Below are 23,949 nucleotides of genomic sequence, written 5' to 3'. Positions count from 1 at the left end.
TCTCTCCCGATGCAAGCGAACGTGGGCGACACGCTGCTGGTCCACGGCAGGACCGTGGGGCAGCACGACAAGGTCGCCGAAGTCGTCGAGGTGCTGGGGCCCGAGGGCAATCCGCCGTTCCGCGTCCGTTTCGAGGACGGGCACGAAGCGCTGATGTCCCCCGGACCCGACACCGTCGTCCGGCACCACGAGAAGACCTGATTCCTCCGCCCGCCCCGGGCGCCGGGGTCAGGCCGGCGGTCTGACCCGCGTCGGGTAGTGGTCGGCCACCACCTCGGTCATCGCTCCGAGCGGGTCGTCCACGACCTCCATCGCCGAGAAGTAGCAGTGGCCGCCGACCTCCGGATACCGCTTGGCGTACGTGAGGTGCCGGGAGAGTTCCTCCGGATCGTGCCAGGCCTCCGGTTGTCCGAGCACCCCGACCTTGTACAGCGCCTCCCCGATGAAGAGGTCGACGCCGGTGTCGCGGGCCACCTGGGCCCACCAGGGCACGAGCGCCTCGTAGTCGGCGGGCGGGAAGCCCATGTTCCAGTAGACCTGGGGGACGACGTAGTCGATCCAGCCCTCCGTGACCCAGCGGCGGGTGTCCGCGTGCAGGTCGTCGTACGTCTGCACACCGGCCTCCGTGCGCGACCCGAGGGGGTCCGTGGCGGCGTTGCGCCATACGCCGAAGGGGCTGATCCCGAAGCGGACGTGCTTCTTCGCGGCCTTGATCCGGGCGGCCATCTCGCGCACCAGCCGGTTGATGTTGTCGCGCCGCCAGGCCGCCTTGTCCGTGAAGCCGTCGCCGTACCTGGCGAAGGTCGCGTCGTCGTCGAAGACCTGGTCGGGGACGGGGTAGGGGTAGAAGTAGTCGTCGAAGTGGACCGCTTCGATGTCGTAACGGACGACGGCGTCCAGCATCGCGTCCTGGACGAAGCGCCGGACCTCGGGGATGCCGGGGTCGTAGTAGAGCTTCCCGCCGTAGGCGATGGTCCACTCCGGGTGCAGCCGTGCCGGATGGTTCGCCACGAGACGGGTGGGGTCGGTGTGCGTGGCCACGCGGTACGGGTTGAACCAGGCGTGCAGCTCCAGGCCGCGGCGGTGGGCCTCGCGCACGGCCGTGCCCAGGGGGTCCCAGCCGGGGTCCCTGCCCTGGAAGCCGGTCAGGTACTGGCTCCACGGCTCGTACGGCGAGGGCCACAGGGCGTCCGCGGTCGGCCGGACCTGGAAGACCACGGCGTTCAGCCTCCGCCGCACGGCGGTGTCCAGGTACGAGAGCAGTTCGGCGCGCTGCCGGTCGGCGGTCAGACCGGGCTGCGAGGGCCAGTCGCGGTTGCCGACGGTGGCGAGCCACATCCCGCGGAACTCCCGCCGGGTCTGCCGCCCGCGCGCCTCGGCCGCGAAAGCGCCGTCGGGCGCGGCCCCGGAGGGGGTGCGGGCCGCTGCCGCGTCCCCCGCCGCCGCGAACGCGGCGAACGCCCCGGCGGCCGTCGCCACGAACCCTCTTCTACCGATACGCCCCATATGACCACCCCTGTCTGACTCGGTGTGCGCCGTCGTATCCGCAGAGCATGCCCGCCCCGGGCGCTCGGGCACCCACACATCCGGAGTAACGTCGTGGGGTCGGGCGGGCGCCGGAACCATACGGGGGACCTGCCGGCCGAAGGATCAGCGAAAGGCACGAGGTGACGGACTCAATGGCCGACATTGCACGCGTCGGGGTAGTGGGTTGCGGCCAGATGGGCGCAGGCATCGCGGAGGTCTGCGCCCGCAGCGGGCTCGAGGTGAAGGTGGCCGAGACCACGGGCGAGGCCCTGGAGATCGGTCGGACCCGGCTGTACAACTCCCTCTCCAAGGCCGCCGAGCGCGGCAAGATCTCGGAAGAGGAGCGGGACGCCACCCTGGAGAGGCTGAGCTTCACGACGGACCTCGGGGAGTTCGCCGACCGCGACCTCGTCATCGAGGCAGTCGTCGAGAACGAGCACGTCAAAACCGAGATCTTCCAGGTGCTGGACCAGGTGGTCACCCGCCAGGACGCCATCCTCGCCTCCAACACCTCCTCCATCCCGCTGGTGAAGCTGGCCGTCGCGACCTCGCGCCCCGACCAGGTCATCGGCATCCACTTCTTCAACCCGGCCCCCGTGCAGAAGCTCGTGGAGCTGATCCCGGCGCTGACCACGTCCGAGGAGACCATCAAGCGCTCCGAGGCCGTGGTGCAGCAGGTGCTGGACAAGCACCCGATCCGCGCCCAGGACCGCTCGGGCTTCGTCGTCAACGCGCTCCTCATCCCGTACCTCCTCTCCGCGATCCGGATGTTCGAGTCGGGCATCGCGTCGCGCGAGGACATCGACAACGGCATGGAGCTGGGCTGTGCGCACCCCATGGGTCCGCTGAAGCTCTCCGACCTGATCGGCCTCGACACGGTGGCCTCGGTCGCCGACAGCATGTACGCGGAGTTCAAGGAGCCCCTGTACGCCGCTCCCCCGCTGCTCCAGCGGATGGTCGACGCGGGCCGGCTCGGCCGCAAGACGGGTTCCGGGTTCTACCCGTACGCCTGAGACCGCTGCCCGACGGCGCCGGTCCGCGCCGACCGGTCGTCAGCCGAGTCGCAGGTGATGCAGCATCAGCAGCCCGGCCGCCATGTTGGCGGCCGGGACCTCGCCCCGGGCGATCATGTCCGGCACCAGTTTGAGCGGTATCCACTCCCTGCGCGAGGACTCGAAGTCGTCGGCGGGGTGGCCGGTGTACGTCGCCTCATCGGTCCAGTAGAGGTGGTGGCGGGCGTCGGTGAGGCCGTTGGACGGCTCCACGGTCAGCAGGTGCCGGAGCGGGCCGGGCCGCCAGCCCGTCTCCTCCTCCATCTCCCTGGCCGCCGCGGCCGCGACGTTCTCGCCGTCCTCCACGACTCCGGCCGCGAGCTCCCAGCCCCAGCTGTCGGTGATGAAACGGTGCCGCCAGAGCATCAGCACCTCGTTGGCCGCGTTGACCGCGGTCGCGACGGCGACGGGGCGCAGACGGATCACGAAGTGGTCCAGGTGCCGGCCGTCGGGCAGCTCGACATCCGCGAGCCGCACCCTGAACCACCGGTTCTCATACACGGTCTGTTCGCTCAAGTTCGTCCACTGCACGTTTCTGCCACCTTCCGACGAGTAGATGGCAACATGGCAGCAGGGCCTCGGTCAGAGGGGAACGCGCAGCGCCCCGTCGATGAGTTCGGCGGCCTCCTCCGCACCGGCCGATCCGCTCGCCGCCAGATGCTCGCGCACTGCCCGCAGCCGGTCCCGCAGCCGCTGCGACTCCATCCCCCTGGACCGCTCCACCATCTCCGCGGCCGTGCGCGCCGCGCGGTCCGCCTCGCCCTGCCGCAGCTCGATCTCGCTGAGCATGGCGAGCCGGTGGACCCGGCCCCGGTCGTGCGCCGGAGTGCCGACGGCGGCCGCGGCGTGCTCCCTGGCCGCCGTCAGATCCCCCAGACTGAGCAGCGCCTCCGCGACCTGCACGTTGACCAGGCCAGGCTGGACGTAGCCGGTCTCGGCCGGCTCATGACCCGGGCGGATCCGCTCCGCCTCGGTCTCCGCGCGCCGGATGCAGGTCAACGCGCCGTCGGCATCGCCGAGATGCGCGTACGCCTTCGCCTGCATCGCGTACAGATCGGCGGCCAGGGCCGGGGTGATCTGTCTGCCCGCCGTCCGCAGCGCCGCCTCCGCGAAGGCGACCGCCTGCCGGTACTCGGAGGTGAACAACGACTGGTTGACCAGCAGTGCGATGACGTAGGCGCCGAGCCCCCGGTCACCGCTCGCCTTCGCCAGGCGCAGCGCCTGGTGGAAGTAGCGCTGGGCCGACCCGTGCGCGTCGGAGTCGTAGGCGCAGATGCCCGCCACAGCGACCAGGCCCCCTGCGGCGCGGTGCAGTTGCCGGCCCACGGCATCGCCGTACGAGCCGCGCAGCAGCGGCGCCGCCTCCGCGTTGAGGAAGCCGACGACGCGGGAGCGGGTGGCGACACCGCCCGAACGCCGGTACATCAGCTCGTAGTGCGCGCGGGCCGCCCGCAGCATCTCGATGTCGGCGGAGCCCACGCGGGTGCGGCCCTCGCGGGAGACGTCCGAGTCCTCCGGTGGGTTCTCCCACTCCCAGACGGGCATCACGGCCGGGGTGCCGGTGAGGGCGGGCGCCGGGGCGCTCTGCGACTGCCTGTGCTGCTGCGCCTCGAAACGCCAGTGCGCCGCAGCCCGCTCCACGAAGCCGGACAGCGACGAACTGTGGGGCTCCGCCCTGCCCGCTTCCGGTACGCCGAGCCCGATGTCGTCGAGGGTGACCACGCGGTGGAGCCGGCCCGCGAGCACCTCACAGATCAGGTCCGGCACCTGGCCGCGGGGCCGCTGCCCCTTCAACCACCGTCCCACCGCGGTGTGTTCGTAACGCAGCGACAGCCCCCTGGCCGAACCCGCCCGGTTGACGCGGGCGGCGAGACCCGCGTTGGAGAAGCCCGCCTCTTCGAGCAGGGCGTCGAGCAGGGTGTTGGGCTGCATGGCACCCTCCGGTGACTCAAGTCCGCTCAGGGTAGTGGAGACCGATTCGCACGGGGTGTGAAACAAGTGCGCTTTTCTGCGGCTTGCGTGCTCTGCCGCCGTCCGGGCGGGCGCTGTTGACTGAACTGCCTCTCCTGGAGGCGGCCGGGCCGTCGGCTCCCCCTCGTACAGTGCGACGGCCCCGATCGCGTCGTTCGCCCTGCCGACCTGCCAACCACTCCGCGGCAGGGCGGACGACGCGCAGGCCGCGGCGGCTGACCGGACCCGATCGAGGACGGTCCCGCCCCGGCGCGCGGGCCGGCTTCCCCCTCCGGCCCGCGCGCTTCCGCGCCGGGACTGGTCCGCTGCGCGGAACTTTCCCCTCCCCGCGCCTTCCCGAACCGGGCTCCGCCCGGACCCCGTGCCGCCCCACGGACCGCTGAACCGCGCTTCACCCGAACCCGCTGCCGCCCCACCGACCACTGAACCGCGCTTCGCGCGGTGGCCTCGCACTTCCCGCCGCCAGGCGGCCGTGGGCGGTGGCACCTCCCACGCCGCCAGGCGTAGGGAAGTGCGGCCGGGCCGGTTTTGCCGCTGCGCGGCAACTCGGTCCGCCGGCGGGGGCAACTCCGTCCCCGTCGGCGACTGCGGCGCGGGGGCACGGGGGGGCAGAGCCCCCGGAACACCGCGCGAAGCGCGTACCGGGGCCGGGCCGCGGAGGCTGGGCGCGGTCCCTCCGGGACCGGACCGCTCCGCGCACCATCGGGCCATCGAACGGCTGAGGTTTGGCCGCTGAGCTCAGGGGCGAGCCAGGGACCGATCATGACACGGTCGCCTTCCACCTCGATCCACTCGCCGGGAGCGAGGACCAGATCGATGCCGTGCTCGGCGAGGGAGAGCCCGGCACGGGGCGGGTGTACTTCCCCTACGGCCTGGCGGCCGTGGGAGGTGCCACCGCCCATGGCCGTCAGGCCCATGAAGGGAGGGCGAGGCAGGGAAGCAGGCGCAGGGGCATGCGAAGGGGCCCGCCCGGCGCACAACGCGCTGGACGGGCCCCTTCGTACGGCCCGGGGCTCACGCGCCCCGCAGCACCGCTCCCGTCCGCTCCGACGCCAGCGCCACCGCCGCGTCACGCGCGGCCGACGCCTCGTCGACGGTCAGCGTGCGGTCGCTCGCGCGGAAACGCAGCGCGTACGCGAGCGACTTGTGGCCGCCGCCGATCTGCTCGCCCGTGAAGACGTCGAACAGGCGGAGGGACTCCAGCAGTTCGCCGGCACCCTCACGCAGCGCGGACTCGACGTCCGCCGCGGGCACGTCGTCGGCGACGACGAGCGCGACGTCCTGCGTGGCCACCGGGAAGGTGGAGATCCGCGGCGCCTGGAGCGCACCGGTCGCCGCCTGCTCGAGCACGTCGAGCTCCAGTTCCGCCGCGCAGGTGCGCTCAGGCAGGTGCAGCGCCTTGACCACACGCGGGTGCAGTTCGCCCGCGTGGCCGACGAGGGTCTCCTCGCCGTCCACCGTCGCGTACAGCGCGGCGCACCGGCCGGGGTGCCACGGCTCGTGCTGGTCGGCACGGATGGTCAGCTCGACACCGGCCTCACGGGCGACCAGCCGGCCGGCCTCGATCGCGTCGGCCCAGCCGGAGGGACGTCCCTTGCCCCACCAGCCGTCCTGCTCGCGGGCGCCCGCCAGGACGACCGCGACCCGGCGCGGCTGGCGCGGCAGGGCCGCGTCGAGCCCGGCGATCTCCTCGTCGGTCGGGCGCCGGTCGACGGGCAGCCGTACCGCGCGCACCTCCTCGCCGGTGGGCCGGAAGACCAGACCGGTCTCGAAGAGCGCCAGGTCGTGGCTGCCTCGGCCGTCGTTGCGCCGCAGTGCGCCGAGGAGGCCGGGCAGCAGCGTGGTGCGCAGCGCGGGCTCCTCGTCGGACAGCGGGTTGGCCAGCCTGACCAGCCTGCGGCGGTCGTCGTCCGGCTCCAGGCCGAGCTGGTCGAGGACCTGCTCGCCGATGAAGGGGTAGTTCGGCGCCTCGACGTAACCGGCGCCGGCCAGCGCGCGGCCGACGCGGCGGTGCAGCCGCTGCCGCTCGGTGAGCCCGCGGCCGGACGGCGGCTTGGGCAGCGTCGAGGGCAGGTTCTCGTAACCCTCGAGCCGGATGACCTCTTCGGCGAGGTCGTTGGGCTCGGCGAGGTCGGGCCGCCACGAGGGGACGGTGACGACGAGCTCGTCCTGCCCGTACACGTCGCAGCCGACCTCCTGGAGGCGGCGCACCACGGTCTCGCGGCCGTAGACCATGCCGGCGACGCGGTCCGGGTGGTCGGCCGGCATCTTGATCGCGCGCGGCGCGCTGGGGGCGACGACCTGGGTGACGCCGCCCTCGGCCGTACCGCCGGCGAGCAGCACCAGCAGGTCGACGGTGCGCTGCGCGGCCGCGGCCGCGGCCTGCGGGTCGACGCCGCGCTCGAAGCGCTTGGAGGCCTCGGAGGACAGCTTGTGGCGGCGCGCGGTGCGGGCGATCGAGACCGGGTCGAAGTGGGCGGCCTCGATGACGACCTCGGTGGTGGCACCGGCGGTGTCGGCGTGGTCGGCGATCTCGGTGTTGGCACCGCCCATGACGCCCGCGAGGCCGATGGGCCCGCGGTCGTCGGTGATGACCAGGTCCTCGGCGTCGAGCACGCGCTCGGTGCCGTCGAGGGTGGTGAGCTTCTCACCGGCCTCCGCACGGCGCACACCGATCGGCCCGTCGAGCCGGGAGCGGTCGTAGGCGTGCAGCGGCTGGCCGAGCTCGAGCATCACGTAGTTGGTGATGTCGACGGCAAGCGAGATCGGGCGCATCCCGGCCTTCTGCAGGCGGCGCTGCAGCCAGATCGGGGAGCGGGCCTCGGGCTCGAGGCCGACGACGGTGCGCGCGGTGAAGCTGTCGCAGCCGACCGGGTCGGCGACCTGCACCTCGTAGCCGTACGAGTTGGGTCCCGGTACGTCGAGCAGCGCCGGGTCGCGCAGCGGCAGCCCGTACGCGGTGGCGACTTCACGGGCGACGCCGCGCATCGACAGGGCGTAGCCGCGGTCGGGGGTGACGGCGATGTCGAGGACCTCGTCGACGAGCTCGAGGAGCTCGATCGCGTCGGTGCCCGCCTCGTGCTCGGGCGGGAGCACGATGATGCCGCCGCTGCCGTCGTCGCCCATGCCGAGCTCGTCGCCGGAGCAGATCATGCCGTGGGACGTCCTGCCGTACGTCTTGCGGGCGGCGATCGCGAAGTCGCCGGGCAGGACGGCACCGGGGAGGACCACGACGACCTTGTCGCCGACGGCGAAGTTCCGGGCGCCGCAGACGATCTCCTGGGGCTCGCCGGTGCCGTTGGCACCGCCGACGTCGACGGTGCAGAAGCGGATCGGCTTCTTGAACTCCGTCAGTTCCTCGATGGTGAGGACCTGGCCGACGACGAGGGGGCCCTTGAGCCCGGCGCCGAGCTGCTCGACGGTCTCGACCTCGAGGCCGGCGGCGATGAGCTTGGCCTGGACGTCCCGGCCGGTCTCCGTCGCCGGCAGGTCGACGTACTCCCGCAGCCAAGAAAGCGGGACCCGCATCAGATCTCCATCCCGAACGGCCGGGTGAACCGGACGTCACCCTCGACCATGTCTCGCATGTCTTCGACGTTGTGGCGGAACATCAGCATTCGTTCGATGCCGAAACCGAAGGCGAATCCGCTGTACCTGGTGGGGTCCACACCGCAGGCGGTGAGCACCTTCGGGTTGACCATGCCGCAGCCGCCGAGCTCGATCCAGCCCTCGCTGGAGCAGGTACGGCAGGGGCGGTCCGGGTTGCCGACCGACTCGCCGCGGCAGACGTAGCAGAGCATGTCCATCTCGGCGGACGGCTCGGTGAACGGGAAGAAGTTCGGCCGGAGCCGGGTCTTCATGTCCGCGCCGAACAGCGCCTGGACCATGTGGTCCAGGGTGCCCTTGAGGTCGGCCATGGTCAGGCCCTCGTCGACGGCCAGCAGCTCGATCTGGTGGAAGACGGGGGTGTGCGTGGCGTCCAGCTCGTCCGTGCGGAACACCCGGCCGGGGCACACGACGTAGACGGGCGGCTCGCGGCGCAGCAGCGAGCGGGCCTGCACCGGGGAGGTGTGGGTCCGCAGCACGACGCCGGACTCCTCACCGGATCCCTCGGCATCGACGGCACCGGGCACCTGGACGAAGAACGTGTCCTGCATCTGCCGGGCCGGGTGGTCCGGGGTGAAGTTGAGGGCGTCGAAGTTGAACCACTCCGCCTCGACCTCGGGGCCCTCTGCGACCTCGTACCCCATGGACACGAAGACGTCGGCGACGCGCTCCATCATCGTGGTCAGCGGGTGGCGGGCACCTGCGGGCACACGGTCGTGGGGCAGCGTGACGTCGACCGCCTCCTCGACGAGCACCCGGGCGTCACGCTCGGCCTCGAGCTCGGACTGGCGGACGGCGAGCGCCTTGCCGACGGCGGCGCGGGCCTGGCCGACACGCTTGCCGGCCTCGGCCTTGGCCTGCGGCGGCAGGGCCCCGATCTCGCGGTTCGCGAGGGACAGCGGCGAGGTGCCGGAGGTGTGCGCGGTCTTCGCGTGGGCGAGCGCCTCGAGGGAGTCTGCGGCGGCGAAGGCGGCGAGCGCCTCGTCCCGCATGCGCTCGATCTCATCCGGTTTCAGTGCCTCGACCTCAACTGGGTCGTACGACTTATTGGGTGCGGACATCTCTTCCCGTACTTCCGATGGGCTGGCTGGGGACCCCGCACGTCAGGGACGACCGAGGATGCAAAGGTGCCAAAGGTCGAGTCTAACGGGGTGCGGGGGAACGAATGAGCCCGTGGGCTGCCAGGCGGGCTCCCGGCGCGCTGGCCGAAAAGGGTTCACCGGCGCGTACGGCCGGGCGTCCTTTCCGGTCGGCGCGCTCAGAGAAGGTGCGCCGGGGTGCCCACGGGCAACGTAAATCGGAACTCGGCACCGCCACGGGGTCCCCGGCCGACGGTGATCGTCCCGCCGTGTGCCTCGACGATGCCCTTGACGATGTAGAGACCGAGGCCGGTGCCACCGCGTTTGCTCCCCCGCCAGAAGCGGGTGAAGACCCGTGCCATCGACTCCTCCGGAATTCCCGGGCCCTCGTCGCTCACGGTGACGGCGGTGCCGGCACCGGTCTGCTCACCGGCAGACGGCGAGGGCGCTATGTCGATGGTGACAGTTCCCTCTCCGTGCCGCACAGCGTTTTCCAGCAGGTTGCCCAGCACCTGGTCGACCTTGTCGGGGTCGGCCCACAGGTCGGGCAGGGGGCGGCTGACGTTGACGCGGAACCGGTCGGTTGTCTGTCCGGCCGCGACGTGCGCGTCGACGTGCCGGCGGACTGCGGCTCCGAGGTCGACGGGCTGGCGGCGCACCTCGAGGCGGCCGGAGTCGATGCGGGAGATGTCGAGGAGTTCCGCGATGAGCCGGGTGACGCGGCCCGCGTCGGCGTCGACGGTCTCCAGCATCAGCCGCTTCTGGTCGTCGGTGAACCGTTCCCATTTGGCGAGGAGCGTCGCCGTGAAGCCTTTGACAGAGGTCAGCGGGGAGCGCAGTTCGTGGGCGACGGTGGCGATCAGCTCGGCGTTGCTGCGTTCGCTGCGGCGCCGGGCCTCCGTGCCGCGCAGGCTGACGACGAGGCGGCGCAGCGGCCCGGTGGGGACGTCGCGCACGTAGCGGGCGGAGACGAGGACCTCGCGGCCTCCGGGGAGCAGGAGATTGCGCTCCGGCTGGCCGACCCGGGTGGCGATCCCGCCGTACGGGTCGGTGACGGTCCACCAGCGGCGGCCCTTGAGGTCCTCGAGCGGGAGTACCTGCTCCAGGGGCCGGCCGATGGCGTCGGTCCTGGCCACGGCGGTGATGCGTACGGCGGCGGCGTTGAAACAGACGACCCGGCCGTGTTCGTCGGCGACGACGAGGCCGTCCGGGAGGTCGTCGGGGTCGATCCAGGACGCCTCGGTGTCCCACGGGGGCGCGTCCTGCCGCCGCAGCGGCCTGCTGGTCCCGACCGTCATGTCCCCGTACCCCACCTCTCCGCCGGCGCAGTGGGCCCCCGAGTGCGTCACCCTACTAGCTGAAAGTGACGTCGCCGACCCCCTGAGCGAGTGGTGCGTCAGGTGGTCGGGGCACCCTTGGCCCCGGCGCGCTGGGCGCGCGCCGACGCGTAGAGACATACGGCCGCGGCGGTCGCCAGGTTCAGGCTCTCAGCCTTGCCGTGGATCGGGACGCGTACGACGGCGTCGGCGAGTGCCCTGGTCTCCTCCGGCAGGCCCCAGGCCTCGTTGCCGAAGATCCACGCCGTGGGGCCGCTCATGGTGCCGGCGTCCAGCTCGTCGTCCAGGTCGTCCGAGCCCGCGCCGTCCGCGGCGAGGACGCGTACGCCCGCGTCGCGCAGCCCCTGCACGGCCTGCTCGACGGGCACCCCGACGGCGACCGGCAGGTGGAAGTGCGAGCCGACCGACGCGCGCACGGATTTCGGGTTGTAGAGGTCGACGGACGCGTCGGTGAGGATCACGGCGTCCGCTCCGGCGGCGTCGGCGCAGCGCAGCACGGTGCCGGCGTTGCCGGGGTCGCGTACGTGGGCGAGCACGGCGACGAGCCTGGGCCGGGCGGCCAGGATGTCCTCGAACGGTGAGTCGAGGAACCGGCAGACGCCGACGAGGCCCTGCGGGGTGACGGTCTGGGACACCTCGGCGAGCACGCTGTCCGCGGCGTGGTGCACCCGGGCTCCGGCGGCCTGGGCGGCGTCGACGATGTCGGCGTGGCGCTCGGCGGCCTCGACGGTGGTGAACAGCTCGACCAGGGTCGCCTCGCCGCCGGGCCCGCGGTGGGCGACGGCCTCTCTGACGGCCTGCGGCCCCTCTGCGATGAAGAGGCGGTCCTTCCCCCGGAAGTTTCGCTTGGCGAGCCGCCGCGCGGCGATGACGCGCGGGGAACGGGGGGAGATCAGCTCGGGGGTCGGCATGCGGCTCGACGGCTCTCTCTCACGGGGTCCGGTCGGGGAAGGTGCACATCGCGGCGGCGGGGTGCCGGCCCTGCCGGACCGGGGGTGTGCGGTGCGCCGGGGCACGGTGCGGTGTCTCGGAGCAGGTCTTTTGAGCACGGGTCTTTGAGCACGAGTCTCGTAGCGCGTGCTCGTAGCGCGTGCTTTCAGGGGCACGGCGCGGTGCGCCGGAACACGAATCGCGGTGCGCCGTGCGCCGGAACACACCGGACCCGCAGGCCGAGGCCTGCGGGTCCGGTCGGCTCTGTGCGGGCGTCAGGCGGCCTTGGGCGCGTTGACGTCGCTCGGCAGCGCCTTCTGCGCGACCTCGACGAGCGCGGCGAACGCGGCGGCGTCGTTCACGGCGAGCTCGGCCAGGATCTTGCGGTCCACCTCGATGTTGGCGGCCTTCAGACCCTGGATGAGGCGGTTGTACGTCATGCCGTTCTGGCGGGCAGCGGCGTTGATGCGCTGGATCCACAGCTGACGGAAGTCGCCCTTGCGCTTCTTGCGGTCGTTGTAGTTGTAGACCAGGGAGTGGGTGACCTGCTCCTTGGCCTTGCGGTACAGGCGCGAACGCTGACCGCGGTAACCGCTGGCCTGCTCGAGGATCGCCCGGCGCTTCTTGTGGGCGTTGACTGCCCGCTTGACGCGTGCCACTTGTTAACTCCTTGTAGCGGGGCCGTGGGTGTGGTCACACGGCCCGGAAACGAATTGGTCCCGGTCTCGGCGCGTGTCCCCGGTCGGGGACACGAACGTCACTTGCCGAGAAGCTTCTTGATGGTCTTCGAGTCGCCCGGGGCCATCTCGGCGTTGCCGGTCAGGCGGCGCGTCAGCTTGGACGGCTTGTGCTCGAGCAGGTGGCGCTTGCCGGCACGCTCACGGAGCACCTTGCCGGAGCCGGTGATCTTGAAGCGCTTCTTGGCACCGCTGTGCGTCTTGTTCTTCGGCATCGCGCCGTATCTCCTCGTCAGTGGCGCTCCCCCGGTGCGGGCACCGGACTGCGGGAGCGTCAGATCTTGGGTTTATGGGTTCCGGGCCGGACCCGGGGCTGCCGCGCGGACAGCCCCTCGGTCACGCCTCGGAAGGTGTGTCGGTCGGGGCGGCTTCGACGCCCTCGCCCTCCTGCGAGCCCTGGCGCTCGGCCTTGCGTGCGGCCTGGGCCTCACGCGCCTCGGCCATCGCCTCGGTCTTCTTCTTGTGGGGGCCGAGAACCATGATCATGTTCCGGCCGTCCTGCTTCGGGTTCGACTCGATGAAGCCGAGTTCCTCGACGTCCGCCGCGAGACGCTGCAGCAGACGGAAGCCAAGCTCGGGGCGGGACTGCTCACGACCACGGAACATGATCGTGATCTTGACCTTGTCGCCCTGCTTGAGGAACCGGACGACGTGACCCTTTTTGGTGTCGTAGTCGTGCGGGTCGATCTTCGGCCGGAGCTTCATTTCCTTGATGACCGTGTGCGCCTGGTTCTTGCGCGCCTCACGGGCCTTCATGGCCGACTCGTACTTGAACTTCCCGTAGTCCATGAGCTTGCAGACGGGCGGACGGGCGTTCGCCGCCACCTCGACGAGGTCGAGGTCGTACTCCTGAGCAAGCTCAAGGGCTTTGGCAAGCGGAACAATCCCGACCTGCTCGCCGCTGGGACCGACAAGTCGCACTTCGGGAACGCGAATCCGGTCGTTGATGCGGGGCTCGGCGCTGATGGATCCTCCTAAGTAGCACCACACGGATGTCTGGCAGACAGCCGCGCATACGTCTGTTTCATCAGACCAACCGCTGCCGGAACACCAAAAACGCCCCGGACGGGACACAGGCGGATGCTCCTGAAATACCGGAACACCGCCGCGGTCCACGCGGGGCGCACATCGGGCGACTCCATCGTCCGTACGGAACGATGGCAACCGCCTGACCGGTGACCCGCCGCCCCGAGGGGCAGCCAGGTGGGAGATCGGAGCCTCCACTTGTGGGCCGGGCACCGAGGTGTCCGGCCGGTCGTCACACAAGGTTAGCAGCTCCGGAGGGACGGGGCTAACCGGCGGCCGAACGGGAGGCGCGCGCGGCGGGGCATATCGTGTGCGTCATGAGTGACGCGACCTCCCCCGATGAAACACCCGGATCACCCGACTCTCCCGACTTCGACGCCATGACGCGTGACATCGCCGAGGTCCCCGCCGTCGAGGTGATCGTCACGGTCGCGGTGAACCTGATGAGCGCGGCGGCGGTGAAGCTCGGTCTGACCGAGGACGCCGAGGACCACAAGGACCTCGACGAGGCCCGCAAGCTGGTCCACGCCCTGGCCGGACTGCTGGACGCCAGTACGACGGAGATCAGCTCGTTCCACGCGGCACCGCTGCGGGACGGCCTGAAGTCGCTGCAGCTGGCCTTCCGCGAGGCGTCCCTGGTGCCTGACGAGCCCGGTCAGGGCCCCGGCGAGAAGTACACCGGACCGGTCTACGGCTGACCCCGGCTCCCCTCTTCACCTGCTCACACATCTCGCTCTGCTTCACACAGAGCTCTGTCTCACATAGAAGGGCTCGCCCGGAGCGGTGGCCCCGGCCGGCAGGAACGCCAGGTCGAGGCCCCGCACCAGGCGGGCCCTCAGTACGTCGTCGGCCGCCAGCGCCTGCGCCACACGCCGGCCGGCCTCCGCCGGCGCCGCGTCCGCCGCGAGGACGAGCGCCAGCGTGCCGTCCGCGTCCCGGCCGGGGCCCAGGTGCGCCCGCAGGACCGCCGGCTCCGCGGCGACGGCCGCCCGCAGCGCCTCGGTGACGGCGGGGTCGGCGAGCGGATCGGTGCTCGTGCGGCCCTCGGCCAGGGCGAGCAGCGCGGGGCCGGTCAGCTGGTACGGGACGGGCCCGGCCAGGTCGAGCACGAGGGTGTCCGCCTTCTCGTGGGCGGCGGCCTGGAGCGCCTGGTGCAGGGGAACGGCCACGGGCCGCGCCTGCGGGTCCCACCGGGCGAGGGAGGCGAGGGACGTGAACGCCGGGAGGGCCCGGCGGGAGCCCGCCGTGAGCGTCGGTACGGCCATGTCGCTGGTCTTCTCGCGGCGCAGGCCGGTCTCCGGGTCCTCCTCGGCCTCGCCGAGCACGGCCACCACGGGGACCAGGAGCCGGGCGCCCCTCAGTGCCTCGAGAACCGGCTGTTCGGCGGTGCTGTCCTCGGACCAGGCGGCGAGTGCCGCCTCCAGGGCCGGGTCGGCAGTGCCGTCGTCATCGGAGAAACCGGGATCGGGAATGTTCTTGAGCGCCACGCGACGAGCCTAACGCCCTGTTCGCAGGGCCCTGCGCGCGGTCAGCGGCCGCTGCCACCGGAGCCCGGGCGCCCCTGGGTGCGGGCGCTGCGGGGTGCGAGCGCTGCGGCGTTGCGAGCGCTGCGGCGTTGCGAGCGCTGCGGAGTGCAGAGTGCGCTCAGGGGTGGCGTGTACGGCCGCCGCGCCACAGGACGACGGAGGTGGCGAGCAGCAGGGCGCCGACGCCGCCGGCGACCGCGGCCAGCCAGCCGCCCGGCCCGCCGCCCTCGTCGGCCGGCGCGGGGCCGGGACCGAAGTACTCCTTGCTGTAGCCCGTCGTCGCCGCCTTCACATCACCGGGGCGCAGCTCGGCACCCTCCGCGATCGCCGCGGCGGGGTCGACCATGCCGTATCCCTTGGCGTCGTCCCGGCCGCCCTTGGGGGCGTCGCGCGCGGTGTCGATGAGGAGCTTCTTGATCTGGGCGGGCGTCAGATCCGGATGCGCGGCCCGCACCAGGGCGACGGCGCCGGACACGAAGGCCGCGGCCGCGCTGGTGCCCCAGCCCTCGTAGTACCGGCGGTCCGGGTCGGCGATCACGATGTTGACGCCGGGCGCGCTGACGGTGGCGTACCAGCGGCGGGTGGAGAACGACGCGTGGGTGCCCCAGCGGTCCACGGCGGTCACCGCGATGACGCCCGGGTAGGCGGCGGGGTACGAGACCCGGTCACCCTTCTCGCCGCCGTTGCCCGCGGAGGCGACGACGACCGAGCCCTTGGAGAGGGCGTACTGGACGGCCGCGTCCTCGCCGGCCTCCGGGTGGGCGGATTCGCTGTCGTCGCCGAGCGAGAGGTTGATCACGTCGGCGCCCTGGTCGGCCGCCCAGCGGATTCCCTGGGCCAGGGCGGTGCCGCGGGACTTCCTGGCCTTGTCGCGGGCCTTGTCGCCGCCTTCGAGGATGACCCGGACCGGCAGGATCTTCGCGTCCGGCGCGATGCCGAGCACTCCGGAATCGCCGCCGGGGCCGTGGCCGTGGGCGGCGATGATGCCGGCCATCGCCGTGCCGTGCCGGGCCCACGCACGGTCGCCGCGCTCGGCGCCGAACCCGATGAAGTCCTTGCCCGGCAGCACGGAACCGGCGAGGTCGGGGTGCTGGTCGTCGACGCCCGTGTCGAGCACCGCGACCGTGATGCCCTCGCCCTTCGTGGTCTGCCACGCCTCATCGGTGTGCATGGCGCCGAGGCTCCACTGCTGACCGCGTATGCCGTCCGCGTGCGCGGGCGTCGCGGGCAGCACGACGAACGCGGCGGCGGCGAACGCCGCGACGAGACGACGGCGCCCGAGCCGGGGCCGGGGGCGGATTCGGGTCATCGGGGCTTCTCCGTGCTGCCCGGACCGACGGCGCCGCGCAGGCTCTGTTCGATGCGTTCCGCGATGCCGACGGCCTCGTGCCCCATGCCGGCCTGCGCCGGAGCGGTCGTCGCGCCCTTGACCCTGGCCTTGTGGGCCGGTTGGGGATCGGTGACGGGACGGCCGTCGGCGAAACCGGACACGGCGAACACGACGACCGGGGCCTCCGTCACGACCTTGACCGTCCAACTGGCGCGCTGCGCGCTGCCGAAGCCGGCGGCGACGGTTCCCTTGGCCGGGAAGGTGCGGGGCATCAGGTCGGTGCGCTCACCGAGTGACTCGGTCGTGAACCGGTTGTGCAGGGCGAGCATGCCCTTGCTGTCCGCCTGGGTGAAGACGAGCCCGACGGTGGTGACGGTGCTGGCGGTCGCGTCCGTGTAGGTCGCGCGCAGCACACGGGTGCAACCTACGGGCTCCAGTGCCTTGTTGAGCAGCGGATCCAGTGCGACCGCGCAGTCGCTGTCGGGAGCGACCGCGATCCGCGTCCAGGCCCGGTCGGCGTCGCCGGGACCGGCGCCCTCGCCCTTGAGGGTGCGGGGGAAGAGGGTGTCCACAGGGACGCTGTGCCAGGCCGTGCGCACCTCGGCGTAGGTGGCGCCTTCGGGGGTGTCGGCGCTCGAGTCGCCGGTCAGCCAGGCACCCGTGACGGCGCCGCCGATCAGCCCGAGCCCGAGCACGACGGCGGCGAGGGACGCGACGGTCCGCGCGGGGCGCCGGGCCGGCACGGGACGCAGCCGTGTGGTCATCTCGGCCGGTGTCTCGGGCGGGATCCACATGTGCACCGGTGGTCGCGGCGCGTCCGGCCGGGGCGTCATGTCGACACTGCCGACGGGCCGCGGCTGCCGCGCGGGGCGCGGCGGTGACGCGGGACCGTCCTTGACGGGCCGGAGCCGTGTGGTGGTCTCGACCTCGGGGATCTGCCCCGCGGTGTCGCCGGGGATCGCCGGGCGTCGGGCGGGGGGCACGGCACCGGGAGCGGGCGGCGACTGGGCGGCACCCGTGCCGGGTCTTGCGGGAGGCGGCACCGGACCTGCCGGGCGAGCGGGGTTCGCCGGCCGCTCGGGAACGCCCGCGCCCTGGCCTGACCCGGGTGCCCCGGCGCTCTCGGTGCGGGACGGGGGCACGGCGGGGTGACGCGGCGGCCCGTCGGGGCGCGTCGGGGGCGCCGCAGGCGGCTCGGCCACGGTGCCGGGGCCGGGCCGGGACGTGCCGGCGGGACGCGCCGGGCCCTGCGCCGGACCGGGAGCGGGGCCCCCTGCCGACGGGGCGGCCCCTCTACCGGGCCTGTTGGAAGAGGGCGGTGGGCCGGCCGGGCGCTGCGGCTGCACAGCCGGGCCCGGGGTCGCGGCAGTGTGTGCGGGCCGGGACGGCGGTACCGGGCCTGTCGGGCGGGCAGGCGTGTTCGGGTCCTGCGCGGACGCCGGGCCGCCCGCGCGGGACGGGGGCACAGCCGGCGGCTGCGAGGGCGGCGCCGGCCGGCCGGGCGGAACGGAACCAGAGGGAGGCGGGGGCGGAACGGGGCCGCTGCCGCCGGCTGTCGTACCGGGTTCGGCAGGCCGCTCGGAGTCCGCCCGGCCCACGGGAACGGGCGGAGCGGCGTCGGGAGGCAGGAGGGCGTCGGAGATACGGGAGCGTGGAGGGGGCTGCGGCCCGGAAGGGCGCTGCGCCTCCGTGCTCATGCCGCCCCCCGTTGCTCAACCGTCCACCGCCGACGGGACGACCGCGGCACCGGCCGGCTCGTCACCTCGTGCCCGTCACTCTAACGGGCACGATCGACGGCGTCGGCCACGTACCAGCGGTCCGTGCGGATCTGCCCAGAACATCCCCTACCCCCGGGTAATCGTCTCTGGCAAGCTCGGGCCATGACTCCCCCTACCGCTGACCGGGCCCGCTACGACAGGGCCACAGCCCACCTCGACGCGCCGCTCGCGATCGTCGATGTGGAGGCCTTCGACGCCAATGCCCGAGATCTGGTGCGCAGGGCGGGCGGCAAGCCGATACGGGTCGCCAGCAAGTCGGTGCGCTGCCGGGCGCTGCTCGAACGGGTGCTGGCCATGGACGGGTTCGCGGGAGTCATGTCGTTCACGCTGGACGAGTCGATCTGGCTGGCGAGGGCCGGTTTCGAGGACGTGCTGCTCGCCTACCCGTCCGCGGACCGCGCCGGTTACGCGGAGCTGGCGGGCGATCCCAAGCTCGCCGCCGCGGTGACGGTGATGGTCGACGACCGGGCGCAGCTGGATCTCATCGACCGGGCCCGGGCCGGCGGCGCGGAGGAGATCCGGATCTGCCTCGAACTCGACACCTCGCTGCATCTGTTGGGCGGCCGTGTCAGGGTCGGGGCGCGTCGCTCCCCTTTGCGTGAGCCGGCCGGGCTGGCGGAGCTGGCCCGGTCGATCGCACGCCGGCCGGGGTTTCGTCTGGTGGGACTGATGGCGTACGAGGGCCATGTCGCGGGGGTGGGCGACTCCGTCGCCGGTTCACCGGTGCGTTCGCGCGCGGTTCGGCTGATGCAGCGCGCGGCCCGCAGGGAACTCGCCGCGCGCCGGGCCGCGGTGGTGCGGGCGGTGCGCGCCGTGGAGCCGGGCCTCGAGTTCGTCAACGGCGGTGGCACGGGCAGTGTGCAGCACACGGCCGCGGAGGACGCCGTCACCGAGATCGGGGCCGGTTCTGGTCTGTACGTGCCCCGGCTCTTCGACAACTACACGTCGTTCACCGGCCGGCCGGCCGCGCTGTTCGCGCAGCCGGTGGTGCGCCGGCCGGGTGTGGGCGCGGTGACGGTGCTCGGTGGCGGCTATCCCGCGTCCGGTGCCGCGGGGCGGGACCGGCTGCCCGTCCCGTATCTGCCGGAGGGGCTGCGCTACGACCCCCGGGAGGGGGCCGGAGAGGTGCAGACTCCGCTCCTCGGCCCGCCCGCCGACGACCTGCTGATAGGTGACAAGGTGTGGTTCCGGCACGCCAAGGCCGGCGAGTTGTGCGAACGTTTCGACACCCTGCACCTGGTCGAGGGCGGCCGGGTGGTCGGCACGGCTCCGACGTACCGGGGCGAGGGGCGCACCTTCCTCTGAGAACCGTTGGGAGCCGTTGAGAACCGTTGGGAGCCGTCCAGATCCGTTGCGGCGAGCGGTTCGCGGCGGTTGAGAACGGTTGAAAGCGGTCGAAAGCGGTCGAGAGCCGTGCTCAGTAGGCGACGGTGAAGCGTGTGCGCCGGTGGCCGGGCGACTCGGCCTCGTCCAGCACGGCGACCGCGAAGTCCTCCATGGATATCGCGGAGACGCCGTCGGCGTCGACGAGCAGTTCGTCGGTGCCGAGCCGGTAGGCGCCCGTGCGTTCGCCGGGCTCGAGCAGAGCGGGCGGACTCAGGTAGACCCAGTCCGCCGAGGCCTCGGCGCGGCAGACGTCGAGCTGTGCGGCGCAGGCCGCGGCGATGGGCCGCAAGCCGGCCGGGAACGCGGGATCCTCGATCACCGTGATACCCGCACCGCCCGGCAGGGTGAGGCTCGCCGCGCCACCGACCACGAGCAGCCGGACCCCGGCGCGGGCGGCACCGGCCAGCAGCGCCCCGGTCGTGGCGACGAGTTCCTGTTCCCGTCCCGGCGCCGGCCGCGTCGCACCGATCAGGAGGTCCTGACCGGTGCCCAGAGCGGCCACGGACTCCGGATCCGCGGCGTCGCCGACCCTGAGGCGGGCGCCGGCGGGCAGGCCGGCGGAGCGTGCCGGGTCGCGGACGACGGCGGTGACGTCATGGCCTCGGGACAGGGCTTCCGCCACTGTCCGGCGTCCGACGTTCCCCGCTGCTCCGAACACGGTGATGCGCATGGTCCGACGTCTCCTTCTGGTCCTTGTGACGGGTGTCTGTGGTCTGTGCGGTGACGAGGGCGCCGAGGACGACGAGTCCGCCGACGGCCTGAAGGGTGTTCAGCTGCTGCCCGAGGACGACCATGCCGAGGAGCGTGGCGACCAGCGGGCTGAGCAGTGCGAGGAACGACACCGCGGTGGTCGGCAGTGCCCGGATGCCGCGGAACCAGAGGGCGTAGGCCACGGCGGCACCGATGATCGAGAGGTACGCGTAGCCCGCGAGGTTGGCTCCGGTGAGGGTGGACGGCGGAGGGCCCTCGACGGCGAGTGCGACGGGGAGCAGCAGCAGGCCGCCGGCGACGAGCTGCCAGCCGGTGGTGGCGAGCAGTGGTGCGGGCGACGTCCAGCGCTTGGCGAGGACGACTCCGGCCGCCATGACGAGCGCCCCGCCGAGGGCGGCGGCGACACCGACGGTGTCCAGCCGGGCGTCGGAGCGCAGCACGAGCAGGCTCACCCCGCCGACGCCGGCGAGACCGGCGACGACGGTGCGCGGTGACAGCCGCTCACCGAGGAGACCGGCGGACAGCCCGGCGGCGAACAGGGGCTGTACGGCCCCGACGGTCGCGGCGACGCCGCCCGGCAGCCGGTACGCGGCGATGAAGAGCAGGGCGAGGAACACGCCGATGTTCAGCGCGCCGAGCGCGAACGCGCGCCACCACCACACCCCGTGGGGCAGGCGCCGGGTGACGGCCAGGAGCAGCAGTCCCGCGGGCAGGGCGCGTAGGACTGCGGCGAGCAGCGGCCTGTCGGGTGGCAGCAGTTCGGTGGTGACGAGATAGGTGGTGCCCCAGATGGCAGGCGCCAGTGCGGTGGCGAGAACTGTTCCGGCTCGATTGCTTAGCACTAAGGCAATGTACCTCACCGCTGAACGATCGCGCTACGCTGGCCGAATGGCAGACCATGTCGATCTCGTACTGAGACAGTGGGGCGCGCAGCGGCCCGATCTCGACGTGTCACCGATGGCCGTGATCGGCCGGCTCTCCCGGGCCCATCGGCTGATCGACACGGAACTCGGGCGCACGTTCGCCGAGCACGGCCTCGACCGCGCCTCGTTCGACGTACTGGCGACCCTGCGGCGCAGCGGTCCCGCGCACCGGCTCTCGCCCGCAGGGCTGATGCGCTCCGCGATGGTCACCTCCGGTGCCGTCACCCAGCGCCTGGACCGCCTCGAGGCCCGTGGTCTGGTCACCCGCACCCCCAGCGAGTCGGACCGGCGGGTGGTCCACGTCGAGCTCACCGATGAGGGACTCGCGCTCGTCGACCGGGCGCTGCCCGACCATCTCGCGACGGAGAACCGGGTGCTCGGAGCGCTGACCGGCGCCGAGCGCCGCGCCCTGGCGGGCACCCTGCGGGGGCTGCTGGAGTCGCTCGGGGACACGGTCGCCGAGGAGATTCTCAATTACGAGGATGAGTTTTGCGAAAATCCCGTGATCGGCCCCACCCCGCGGAACGGTCCGATCCGGATCGAGTACGGCGGTGAGGTCGAGTACGGCGGTGAGAGCGACGCGGAGGGGAGCCGTCCGGAACTCGACCGTGCGCTGGCCATCGCCCGTGACATCAGACGGACCGCTCCGGAGCGCTCGGTCGTTCTGACCGTGGCGGAGCTCGGGCTGCTCGCGCGCTCCTCCGCCGGACTCGCGGCTGTCGTCGGCGAACTGCGGGAGCACGGCGTCGGGCTGGAGGTCCTCTCGGGCCCGCTCAGCGGGGTGCACGCCCCGGACGAGCCGGGCGCCACGCTCTTCGGAGTACTGGCGGAGGCGGCGGAGTTGGACCGCCGGGACCAGGACTCGGACCGGGACCAGGAAAGGGGCCGGGCCCGGCCGCCTCGCCGCGGTGGCCGCCCCAAGGTGATCGACGACGGCATGCTGGCCCGGGCACGCTCACTGCGGGCCCGGGGAGTGCCCGTGTCCCGGATCGCCGAGCAGCTGACCATCCGCACGGGCAGAAACGCCGGGAAGCACCCGTCGGCCGCCTCGCTCTACCGGGCCCTGGCCCAGGAGCCGGACCCCGACCCCGGCCCCGACCGGTGACGGGCACGGCGGGACGCCCGTACGTCAGCCGGGACCGATGCTGCTGCCGACACCACCGCCGGTGGTGGTGTCGCCGACCGGGCGGATGCTCGCCGCGATCTCGTCCATGACATCGAGGCCGGGCGCGGCCGGAGCCGCGTCGAAGGCGAAACGAACGACCATCAGCGCCCCGGTGCCCGCAGGCGACGGAAAGGCGATGGACTGCACGTAGCCGCCGGGGCCGTCGCCGGTGACCACCTGCCAGCGAACGAGATAGCCGGCCTTGCCGGCGACGGCGAAGTTCTCGGCCCTGAGCACCTTGTGGGACTCGATGCCGCCGTGCGGGCGGTTGCCGAGGCGGTCCTCCCCGTACACCGCGTCCGCGGCCAGGGCGATGTCCTTCTTCGCCAGCGCCTCGGGCGTGGCGACGTCGGCCTGTCCCACGGCGGAGATGGACGACACACGGCCGTGACGGCACAGCGAGGAACCACCGCCGGGGCAGTCGTAGGTGTCGTCCGTGTAGATCGTCGCGCCCTTCTCGAGGGAGCTGTCCGAGCGCACCCAGCCGTCCGGGATCGTCAGTGTGATGCCGTTGAGCTGGTCCTCCAGCACGGTGGCATCCTCCTGCGCCTCGATGGGCGACGGAGCCGGACTGTCCTTCGGGCCGGCCGTCGGCACGGAGGTCGTCACACTGCTGCTCGGCGCGGCCTCGTGCTCAGGTCCGCCGTCGTCGCCGCCCATGAACAGTGCTGCGCCGGCGACGGCCGCGACGAGCACCACACCGGCGACGGCCGACGCGATCAGCCGCCTGTTGCCGCCGCGTCCGGTCGCACCGCCGCCGCCCGCCTGGTGCATGGGAACGGTGTGCGGCTGCGCGGGCCCGAACGCCTGGACCTGGCCGGGCCCGTGCTGCTGGACCTGGCCGGGCCCGTGCTGCTGGACCTGCGCCGGCGGCCCGTACCCCTGCGGCCCCTGCCCAGGCCCGTAGTGCTGGTCCTGGGGCTGTCCCTGCGCGCCGCCGCCGGCCTGGACCGCACGGGAGTGCGCGGTCCAGGCCGTGCCGTCCCACCAGCGTTCGGCGTGAGGCGCCTGGGGGTCCGGGTACCAGCCGGGAGGGGTCGTCATGCTCATCCCGCCACCATATGGTCGCCGGGGGGTACGGCTACAGCGGGGTGACGTACGCCCCGGAGATCCCGCCGTCGACGAGGAAGTCCGTGGCGTTGACGAACGACGAGTCGTCGCTGGCGAGGAAGGCGACGGCCGCGGCGATCTCGTCCGCCTCCGCGAAGCGCCCGGCCGGGATGTGCACCAGGCGGCGTGCGGCCCGCTCGGGGTCCTTGGCGAACAGCTCCTGCAGCAGCGGCGTGTTGACGGGCCCCGGGCACAGCGCGTTGACCCGGATGCCCTCGCGGGCGAACTGCACACCGAGTTCGCGCGACATGGCCAGCACGCCGCCCTTGGAAGCCGTGTACGAGATCTGCGAGGTCGCGGCGCCCATGATCGCCACGAAGGAGGCGGTGTTGATGATGGAGCCGCGTCCCTGGCGCTGCATGTAGGGGATGGCGGCCTTGCAGCAGAGGTAGACGGAGGTGAGGTTGACCTCCTGGACGCGCCGCCAGGCCTCGATGCCGGTGGTGAGGATGGAGTCGTCGTCGGGCGGCGAGATGCCGGCGTTGTTGAAGGCCACGTCGACGCTTCCGTAGGTGTCGTACGCGGCCTTGAACAGCGCCTCGACCTCCTCGGCGTCGGTGACGTCGACGCGTACGAACGTGCCGCCGACCTCGTCGGCCGCGGCCTTGCCCGCCCTCTCGTCGATGTCGCCGCAGACGACGTTCGCGCCTTCGGACGCGAGGCGGCGTGCGGCCGCGAGGCCGATGCCGCTGCCCGCGCCGGTGATCACTGCGGTGCGGCCTGCGAGGCGGCGGCAGATCGGGGTCTCGGTCATG

At 72.7% G+C, this 23,949-nt stretch carries 22 protein-coding genes; 5 read left to right on the top strand and 17 right to left on the bottom strand.

Translation table 11 applies throughout. The features are described 5' to 3' along the window. The first annotated feature begins 9 nt into the window (after nucleotides 1-9). Nucleotides 10-201, top strand: coding sequence for a DUF1918 domain-containing protein (locus ACFYV1_RS23545; protein WP_389397501.1), 192 nt, complete (start codon nucleotides 10-12; stop codon nucleotides 199-201). Between the two features lie 27 nt (nucleotides 202-228). Here ACFYV1_RS23545 and ACFYV1_RS23540 read toward each other — a convergent pair whose 3' ends face one another. Then, on the bottom strand, nucleotides 229-1,506 hold the full coding sequence (locus tag ACFYV1_RS23540) for a glycoside hydrolase family 10 protein (RefSeq protein ID WP_389397500.1): 1,278 nt from the start codon (nucleotides 1,504-1,506) through the stop codon (nucleotides 229-231). Between the two features lie 173 nt (nucleotides 1,507-1,679). Between ACFYV1_RS23540 and ACFYV1_RS23535 the strand changes: the two genes are divergently transcribed. Beyond that, nucleotides 1,680-2,540, top strand: a complete 861-nt coding sequence (locus tag ACFYV1_RS23535) for a 3-hydroxybutyryl-CoA dehydrogenase (RefSeq protein ID WP_389397499.1) — start codon at nucleotides 1,680-1,682, stop codon at nucleotides 2,538-2,540. 39 nt (nucleotides 2,541-2,579) lie between these two features. Here ACFYV1_RS23535 and ACFYV1_RS23530 read toward each other — a convergent pair whose 3' ends face one another. From ACFYV1_RS23530 to infC, 9 genes are all read right to left on the bottom strand, one after another. Then, on the bottom strand, nucleotides 2,580-3,110 hold the full coding sequence (locus tag ACFYV1_RS23530; RefSeq protein ID WP_389397498.1) for an NUDIX domain-containing protein: 531 nt from the start codon (nucleotides 3,108-3,110) through the stop codon (nucleotides 2,580-2,582). A gap of 51 nt (nucleotides 3,111-3,161) precedes the next feature. After that, complete coding sequence (locus ACFYV1_RS23525) at nucleotides 3,162-4,511, bottom strand: transcriptional regulator (RefSeq protein ID WP_389397497.1); 1,350 nt, start codon at nucleotides 4,509-4,511, stop codon at nucleotides 3,162-3,164. A gap of 1,053 nt (nucleotides 4,512-5,564) precedes the next feature. Further along, nucleotides 5,565-8,078 (bottom strand): phenylalanine--tRNA ligase subunit beta, encoded by a 2,514-nt coding sequence (gene pheT, locus ACFYV1_RS23520; protein ID WP_389397496.1) that lies wholly within the window; start codon nucleotides 8,076-8,078, stop codon nucleotides 5,565-5,567. Continuing rightward, nucleotides 8,078-9,217: a phenylalanine--tRNA ligase subunit alpha gene (gene pheS, locus ACFYV1_RS23515; protein ID WP_389397495.1), complete on the bottom strand. Its 1,140-nt coding sequence runs from the start codon at nucleotides 9,215-9,217 to the stop codon at nucleotides 8,078-8,080. The genes pheT and pheS overlap by 1 nt, the downstream gene beginning before the upstream one ends. Before the next feature lie 197 nt (nucleotides 9,218-9,414). Continuing rightward, the gene (locus tag ACFYV1_RS23510) at nucleotides 9,415-10,533 is read right to left on the bottom strand and encodes an ATP-binding protein (protein ID WP_389397494.1); all 1,119 of its coding nucleotides are present in this window, start codon (nucleotides 10,531-10,533) and stop codon (nucleotides 9,415-9,417) included. Between the two features lie 98 nt (nucleotides 10,534-10,631). After that, entirely contained in the window at nucleotides 10,632-11,483 is an 852-nt protein-coding gene (locus ACFYV1_RS23505; RefSeq protein ID WP_389397493.1) for a TrmH family RNA methyltransferase, read from the bottom strand. Between the two features lie 294 nt (nucleotides 11,484-11,777). Further along, nucleotides 11,778-12,161, bottom strand: a complete 384-nt coding sequence (gene rplT, locus ACFYV1_RS23500) for a 50S ribosomal protein L20 (RefSeq protein ID WP_389397492.1) — start codon at nucleotides 12,159-12,161, stop codon at nucleotides 11,778-11,780. A 98-nt stretch (nucleotides 12,162-12,259) separates the two neighbouring features. Beyond that, a complete protein-coding gene (rpmI, locus tag ACFYV1_RS23495; RefSeq protein WP_005319593.1) occupies nucleotides 12,260-12,454 on the bottom strand; it encodes a 50S ribosomal protein L35 in 195 nt (64 codons plus the stop codon). Between the two features lie 121 nt (nucleotides 12,455-12,575). Next, entirely contained in the window at nucleotides 12,576-13,229 is a 654-nt protein-coding gene (gene infC / locus ACFYV1_RS23490; protein ID WP_389397713.1) for a translation initiation factor IF-3, read from the bottom strand. 353 nt (nucleotides 13,230-13,582) lie between these two features. On the opposite strand from infC, the gene ACFYV1_RS23485 reads away from it, so the two are divergent. Further along, nucleotides 13,583-13,963, top strand: a complete 381-nt coding sequence (locus ACFYV1_RS23485; protein ID WP_389397491.1) for a DUF1844 domain-containing protein — start codon at nucleotides 13,583-13,585, stop codon at nucleotides 13,961-13,963. Nucleotides 13,964-14,005: 42 nt separating this feature from the next. Here ACFYV1_RS23485 and ACFYV1_RS23480 read toward each other — a convergent pair whose 3' ends face one another. From ACFYV1_RS23480 to ACFYV1_RS23470, 3 genes are all read right to left on the bottom strand, one after another. Then, nucleotides 14,006-14,752 carry an SseB family protein gene (locus ACFYV1_RS23480; RefSeq protein ID WP_389397490.1) on the bottom strand — a complete coding sequence of 249 codons (747 nt, stop codon included), beginning with the start codon at nucleotides 14,750-14,752 and terminating at the stop codon, nucleotides 14,006-14,008. A 157-nt stretch (nucleotides 14,753-14,909) separates the two neighbouring features. Beyond that, a complete protein-coding gene (mycP, locus tag ACFYV1_RS23475; RefSeq protein ID WP_389397489.1) occupies nucleotides 14,910-16,100 on the bottom strand; it encodes a type VII secretion-associated serine protease mycosin in 1,191 nt (396 codons plus the stop codon). Next, nucleotides 16,097-16,954 carry a hypothetical protein gene (locus ACFYV1_RS23470; RefSeq protein ID WP_389397712.1) on the bottom strand — a complete coding sequence of 286 codons (858 nt, stop codon included), beginning with the start codon at nucleotides 16,952-16,954 and terminating at the stop codon, nucleotides 16,097-16,099. The genes mycP and ACFYV1_RS23470 overlap by 4 nt, the downstream gene beginning before the upstream one ends. A gap of 1,047 nt (nucleotides 16,955-18,001) precedes the next feature. On the opposite strand from ACFYV1_RS23470, the gene ACFYV1_RS23465 reads away from it, so the two are divergent. Further along, nucleotides 18,002-19,204: an amino acid deaminase/aldolase gene (locus tag ACFYV1_RS23465; protein WP_389397488.1), complete on the top strand. Its 1,203-nt coding sequence runs from the start codon at nucleotides 18,002-18,004 to the stop codon at nucleotides 19,202-19,204. 112 nt (nucleotides 19,205-19,316) lie between these two features. Here the strand turns inward: ACFYV1_RS23465 and ACFYV1_RS23460 are convergent, their stop codons facing one another. Together ACFYV1_RS23460 and ACFYV1_RS23455 are read right to left on the bottom strand one after the other, a co-directional pair. After that, the gene (locus tag ACFYV1_RS23460) at nucleotides 19,317-19,955 is read right to left on the bottom strand and encodes an NAD(P)-dependent oxidoreductase (protein WP_389397487.1); all 639 of its coding nucleotides are present in this window, start codon (nucleotides 19,953-19,955) and stop codon (nucleotides 19,317-19,319) included. Then, a complete protein-coding gene (locus ACFYV1_RS23455) occupies nucleotides 19,879-20,838 on the bottom strand; it encodes an EamA family transporter (RefSeq protein WP_389397486.1) in 960 nt (319 codons plus the stop codon). Before ACFYV1_RS23455 ends, ACFYV1_RS23460 begins: the two co-directional genes overlap by 77 nt. A gap of 46 nt (nucleotides 20,839-20,884) precedes the next feature. On the opposite strand from ACFYV1_RS23455, the gene ACFYV1_RS23450 reads away from it, so the two are divergent. Next, nucleotides 20,885-22,024 (top strand): MarR family transcriptional regulator, encoded by a 1,140-nt coding sequence (locus ACFYV1_RS23450; protein WP_389397485.1) that lies wholly within the window; start codon nucleotides 20,885-20,887, stop codon nucleotides 22,022-22,024. A gap of 24 nt (nucleotides 22,025-22,048) precedes the next feature. On the opposite strand, the gene ACFYV1_RS23445 is transcribed toward ACFYV1_RS23450, so the two are convergent. Both ACFYV1_RS23445 and ACFYV1_RS23440 read right to left on the bottom strand, forming a co-directional pair. Next, nucleotides 22,049-23,134, bottom strand: a complete 1,086-nt coding sequence (locus ACFYV1_RS23445) for a DUF2510 domain-containing protein (RefSeq protein WP_389397484.1) — start codon at nucleotides 23,132-23,134, stop codon at nucleotides 22,049-22,051. 31 nt (nucleotides 23,135-23,165) lie between these two features. Then, on the bottom strand, nucleotides 23,166-23,948 hold the full coding sequence (locus ACFYV1_RS23440) for a 3-oxoacyl-ACP reductase (protein ID WP_389397483.1): 783 nt from the start codon (nucleotides 23,946-23,948) through the stop codon (nucleotides 23,166-23,168). Between the last annotated feature and the right edge of the window lies 1 nt (nucleotide 23,949).

This window comes from Streptomyces sp. NPDC003023 (assembly GCF_042888225.1).
GTDB lineage: Bacteria > Actinomycetota > Actinomycetes > Streptomycetales > Streptomycetaceae > Streptomyces.
Note: the sequence above shows the minus strand (reverse complement) of the source record. Positions and strands in the feature narration are given on the sequence as shown.

Coding starts and splice junctions, on each gene's coding strand:
- pheT (WP_389397496.1), bottom strand. CDS start 8,078: ATGCGGGTCCCGCTTTCTTGGCTGCGGGAGTACGTCGACCTGCCGGCG.
- ACFYV1_RS23510 (WP_389397494.1), bottom strand. CDS start 10,533: ATGACGGTCGGGACCAGCAGGCCGCTGCGGCGGCAGGACGCGCCCCCG.
- ACFYV1_RS23445 (WP_389397484.1), bottom strand. CDS start 23,134: ATGAGCATGACGACCCCTCCCGGCTGGTACCCGGACCCCCAGGCGCCT.
- ACFYV1_RS23545 (WP_389397501.1), top strand. CDS start 10: ATGCAAGCGAACGTGGGCGACACGCTGCTGGTCCACGGCAGGACCGTG.
- pheS (WP_389397495.1), bottom strand. CDS start 9,217: ATGTCCGCACCCAATAAGTCGTACGACCCAGTTGAGGTCGAGGCACTG.
- ACFYV1_RS23440 (WP_389397483.1), bottom strand. CDS start 23,948: ATGACCGAGACCCCGATCTGCCGCCGCCTCGCAGGCCGCACCGCAGTG.
- ACFYV1_RS23540 (WP_389397500.1), bottom strand. CDS start 1,506: ATGGGGCGTATCGGTAGAAGAGGGTTCGTGGCGACGGCCGCCGGGGCG.
- ACFYV1_RS23525 (WP_389397497.1), bottom strand. CDS start 4,511: ATGCAGCCCAACACCCTGCTCGACGCCCTGCTCGAAGAGGCGGGCTTC.
- ACFYV1_RS23460 (WP_389397487.1), bottom strand. CDS start 19,955: ATGCGCATCACCGTGTTCGGAGCAGCGGGGAACGTCGGACGCCGGACA.
- ACFYV1_RS23535 (WP_389397499.1), top strand. CDS start 1,680: ATGGCCGACATTGCACGCGTCGGGGTAGTGGGTTGCGGCCAGATGGGC.
- ACFYV1_RS23465 (WP_389397488.1), top strand. CDS start 18,002: ATGACTCCCCCTACCGCTGACCGGGCCCGCTACGACAGGGCCACAGCC.
- ACFYV1_RS23450 (WP_389397485.1), top strand. CDS start 20,885: ATGGCAGACCATGTCGATCTCGTACTGAGACAGTGGGGCGCGCAGCGG.
- ACFYV1_RS23485 (WP_389397491.1), top strand. CDS start 13,583: ATGAGTGACGCGACCTCCCCCGATGAAACACCCGGATCACCCGACTCT.
- ACFYV1_RS23505 (WP_389397493.1), bottom strand. CDS start 11,483: ATGCCGACCCCCGAGCTGATCTCCCCCCGTTCCCCGCGCGTCATCGCC.
- ACFYV1_RS23470 (WP_389397712.1), bottom strand. CDS start 16,954: ATGACGCCCCGGCCGGACGCGCCGCGACCACCGGTGCACATGTGGATC.
- rpmI (WP_005319593.1), bottom strand. CDS start 12,454: ATGCCGAAGAACAAGACGCACAGCGGTGCCAAGAAGCGCTTCAAGATC.
- mycP (WP_389397489.1), bottom strand. CDS start 16,100: ATGACCCGAATCCGCCCCCGGCCCCGGCTCGGGCGCCGTCGTCTCGTC.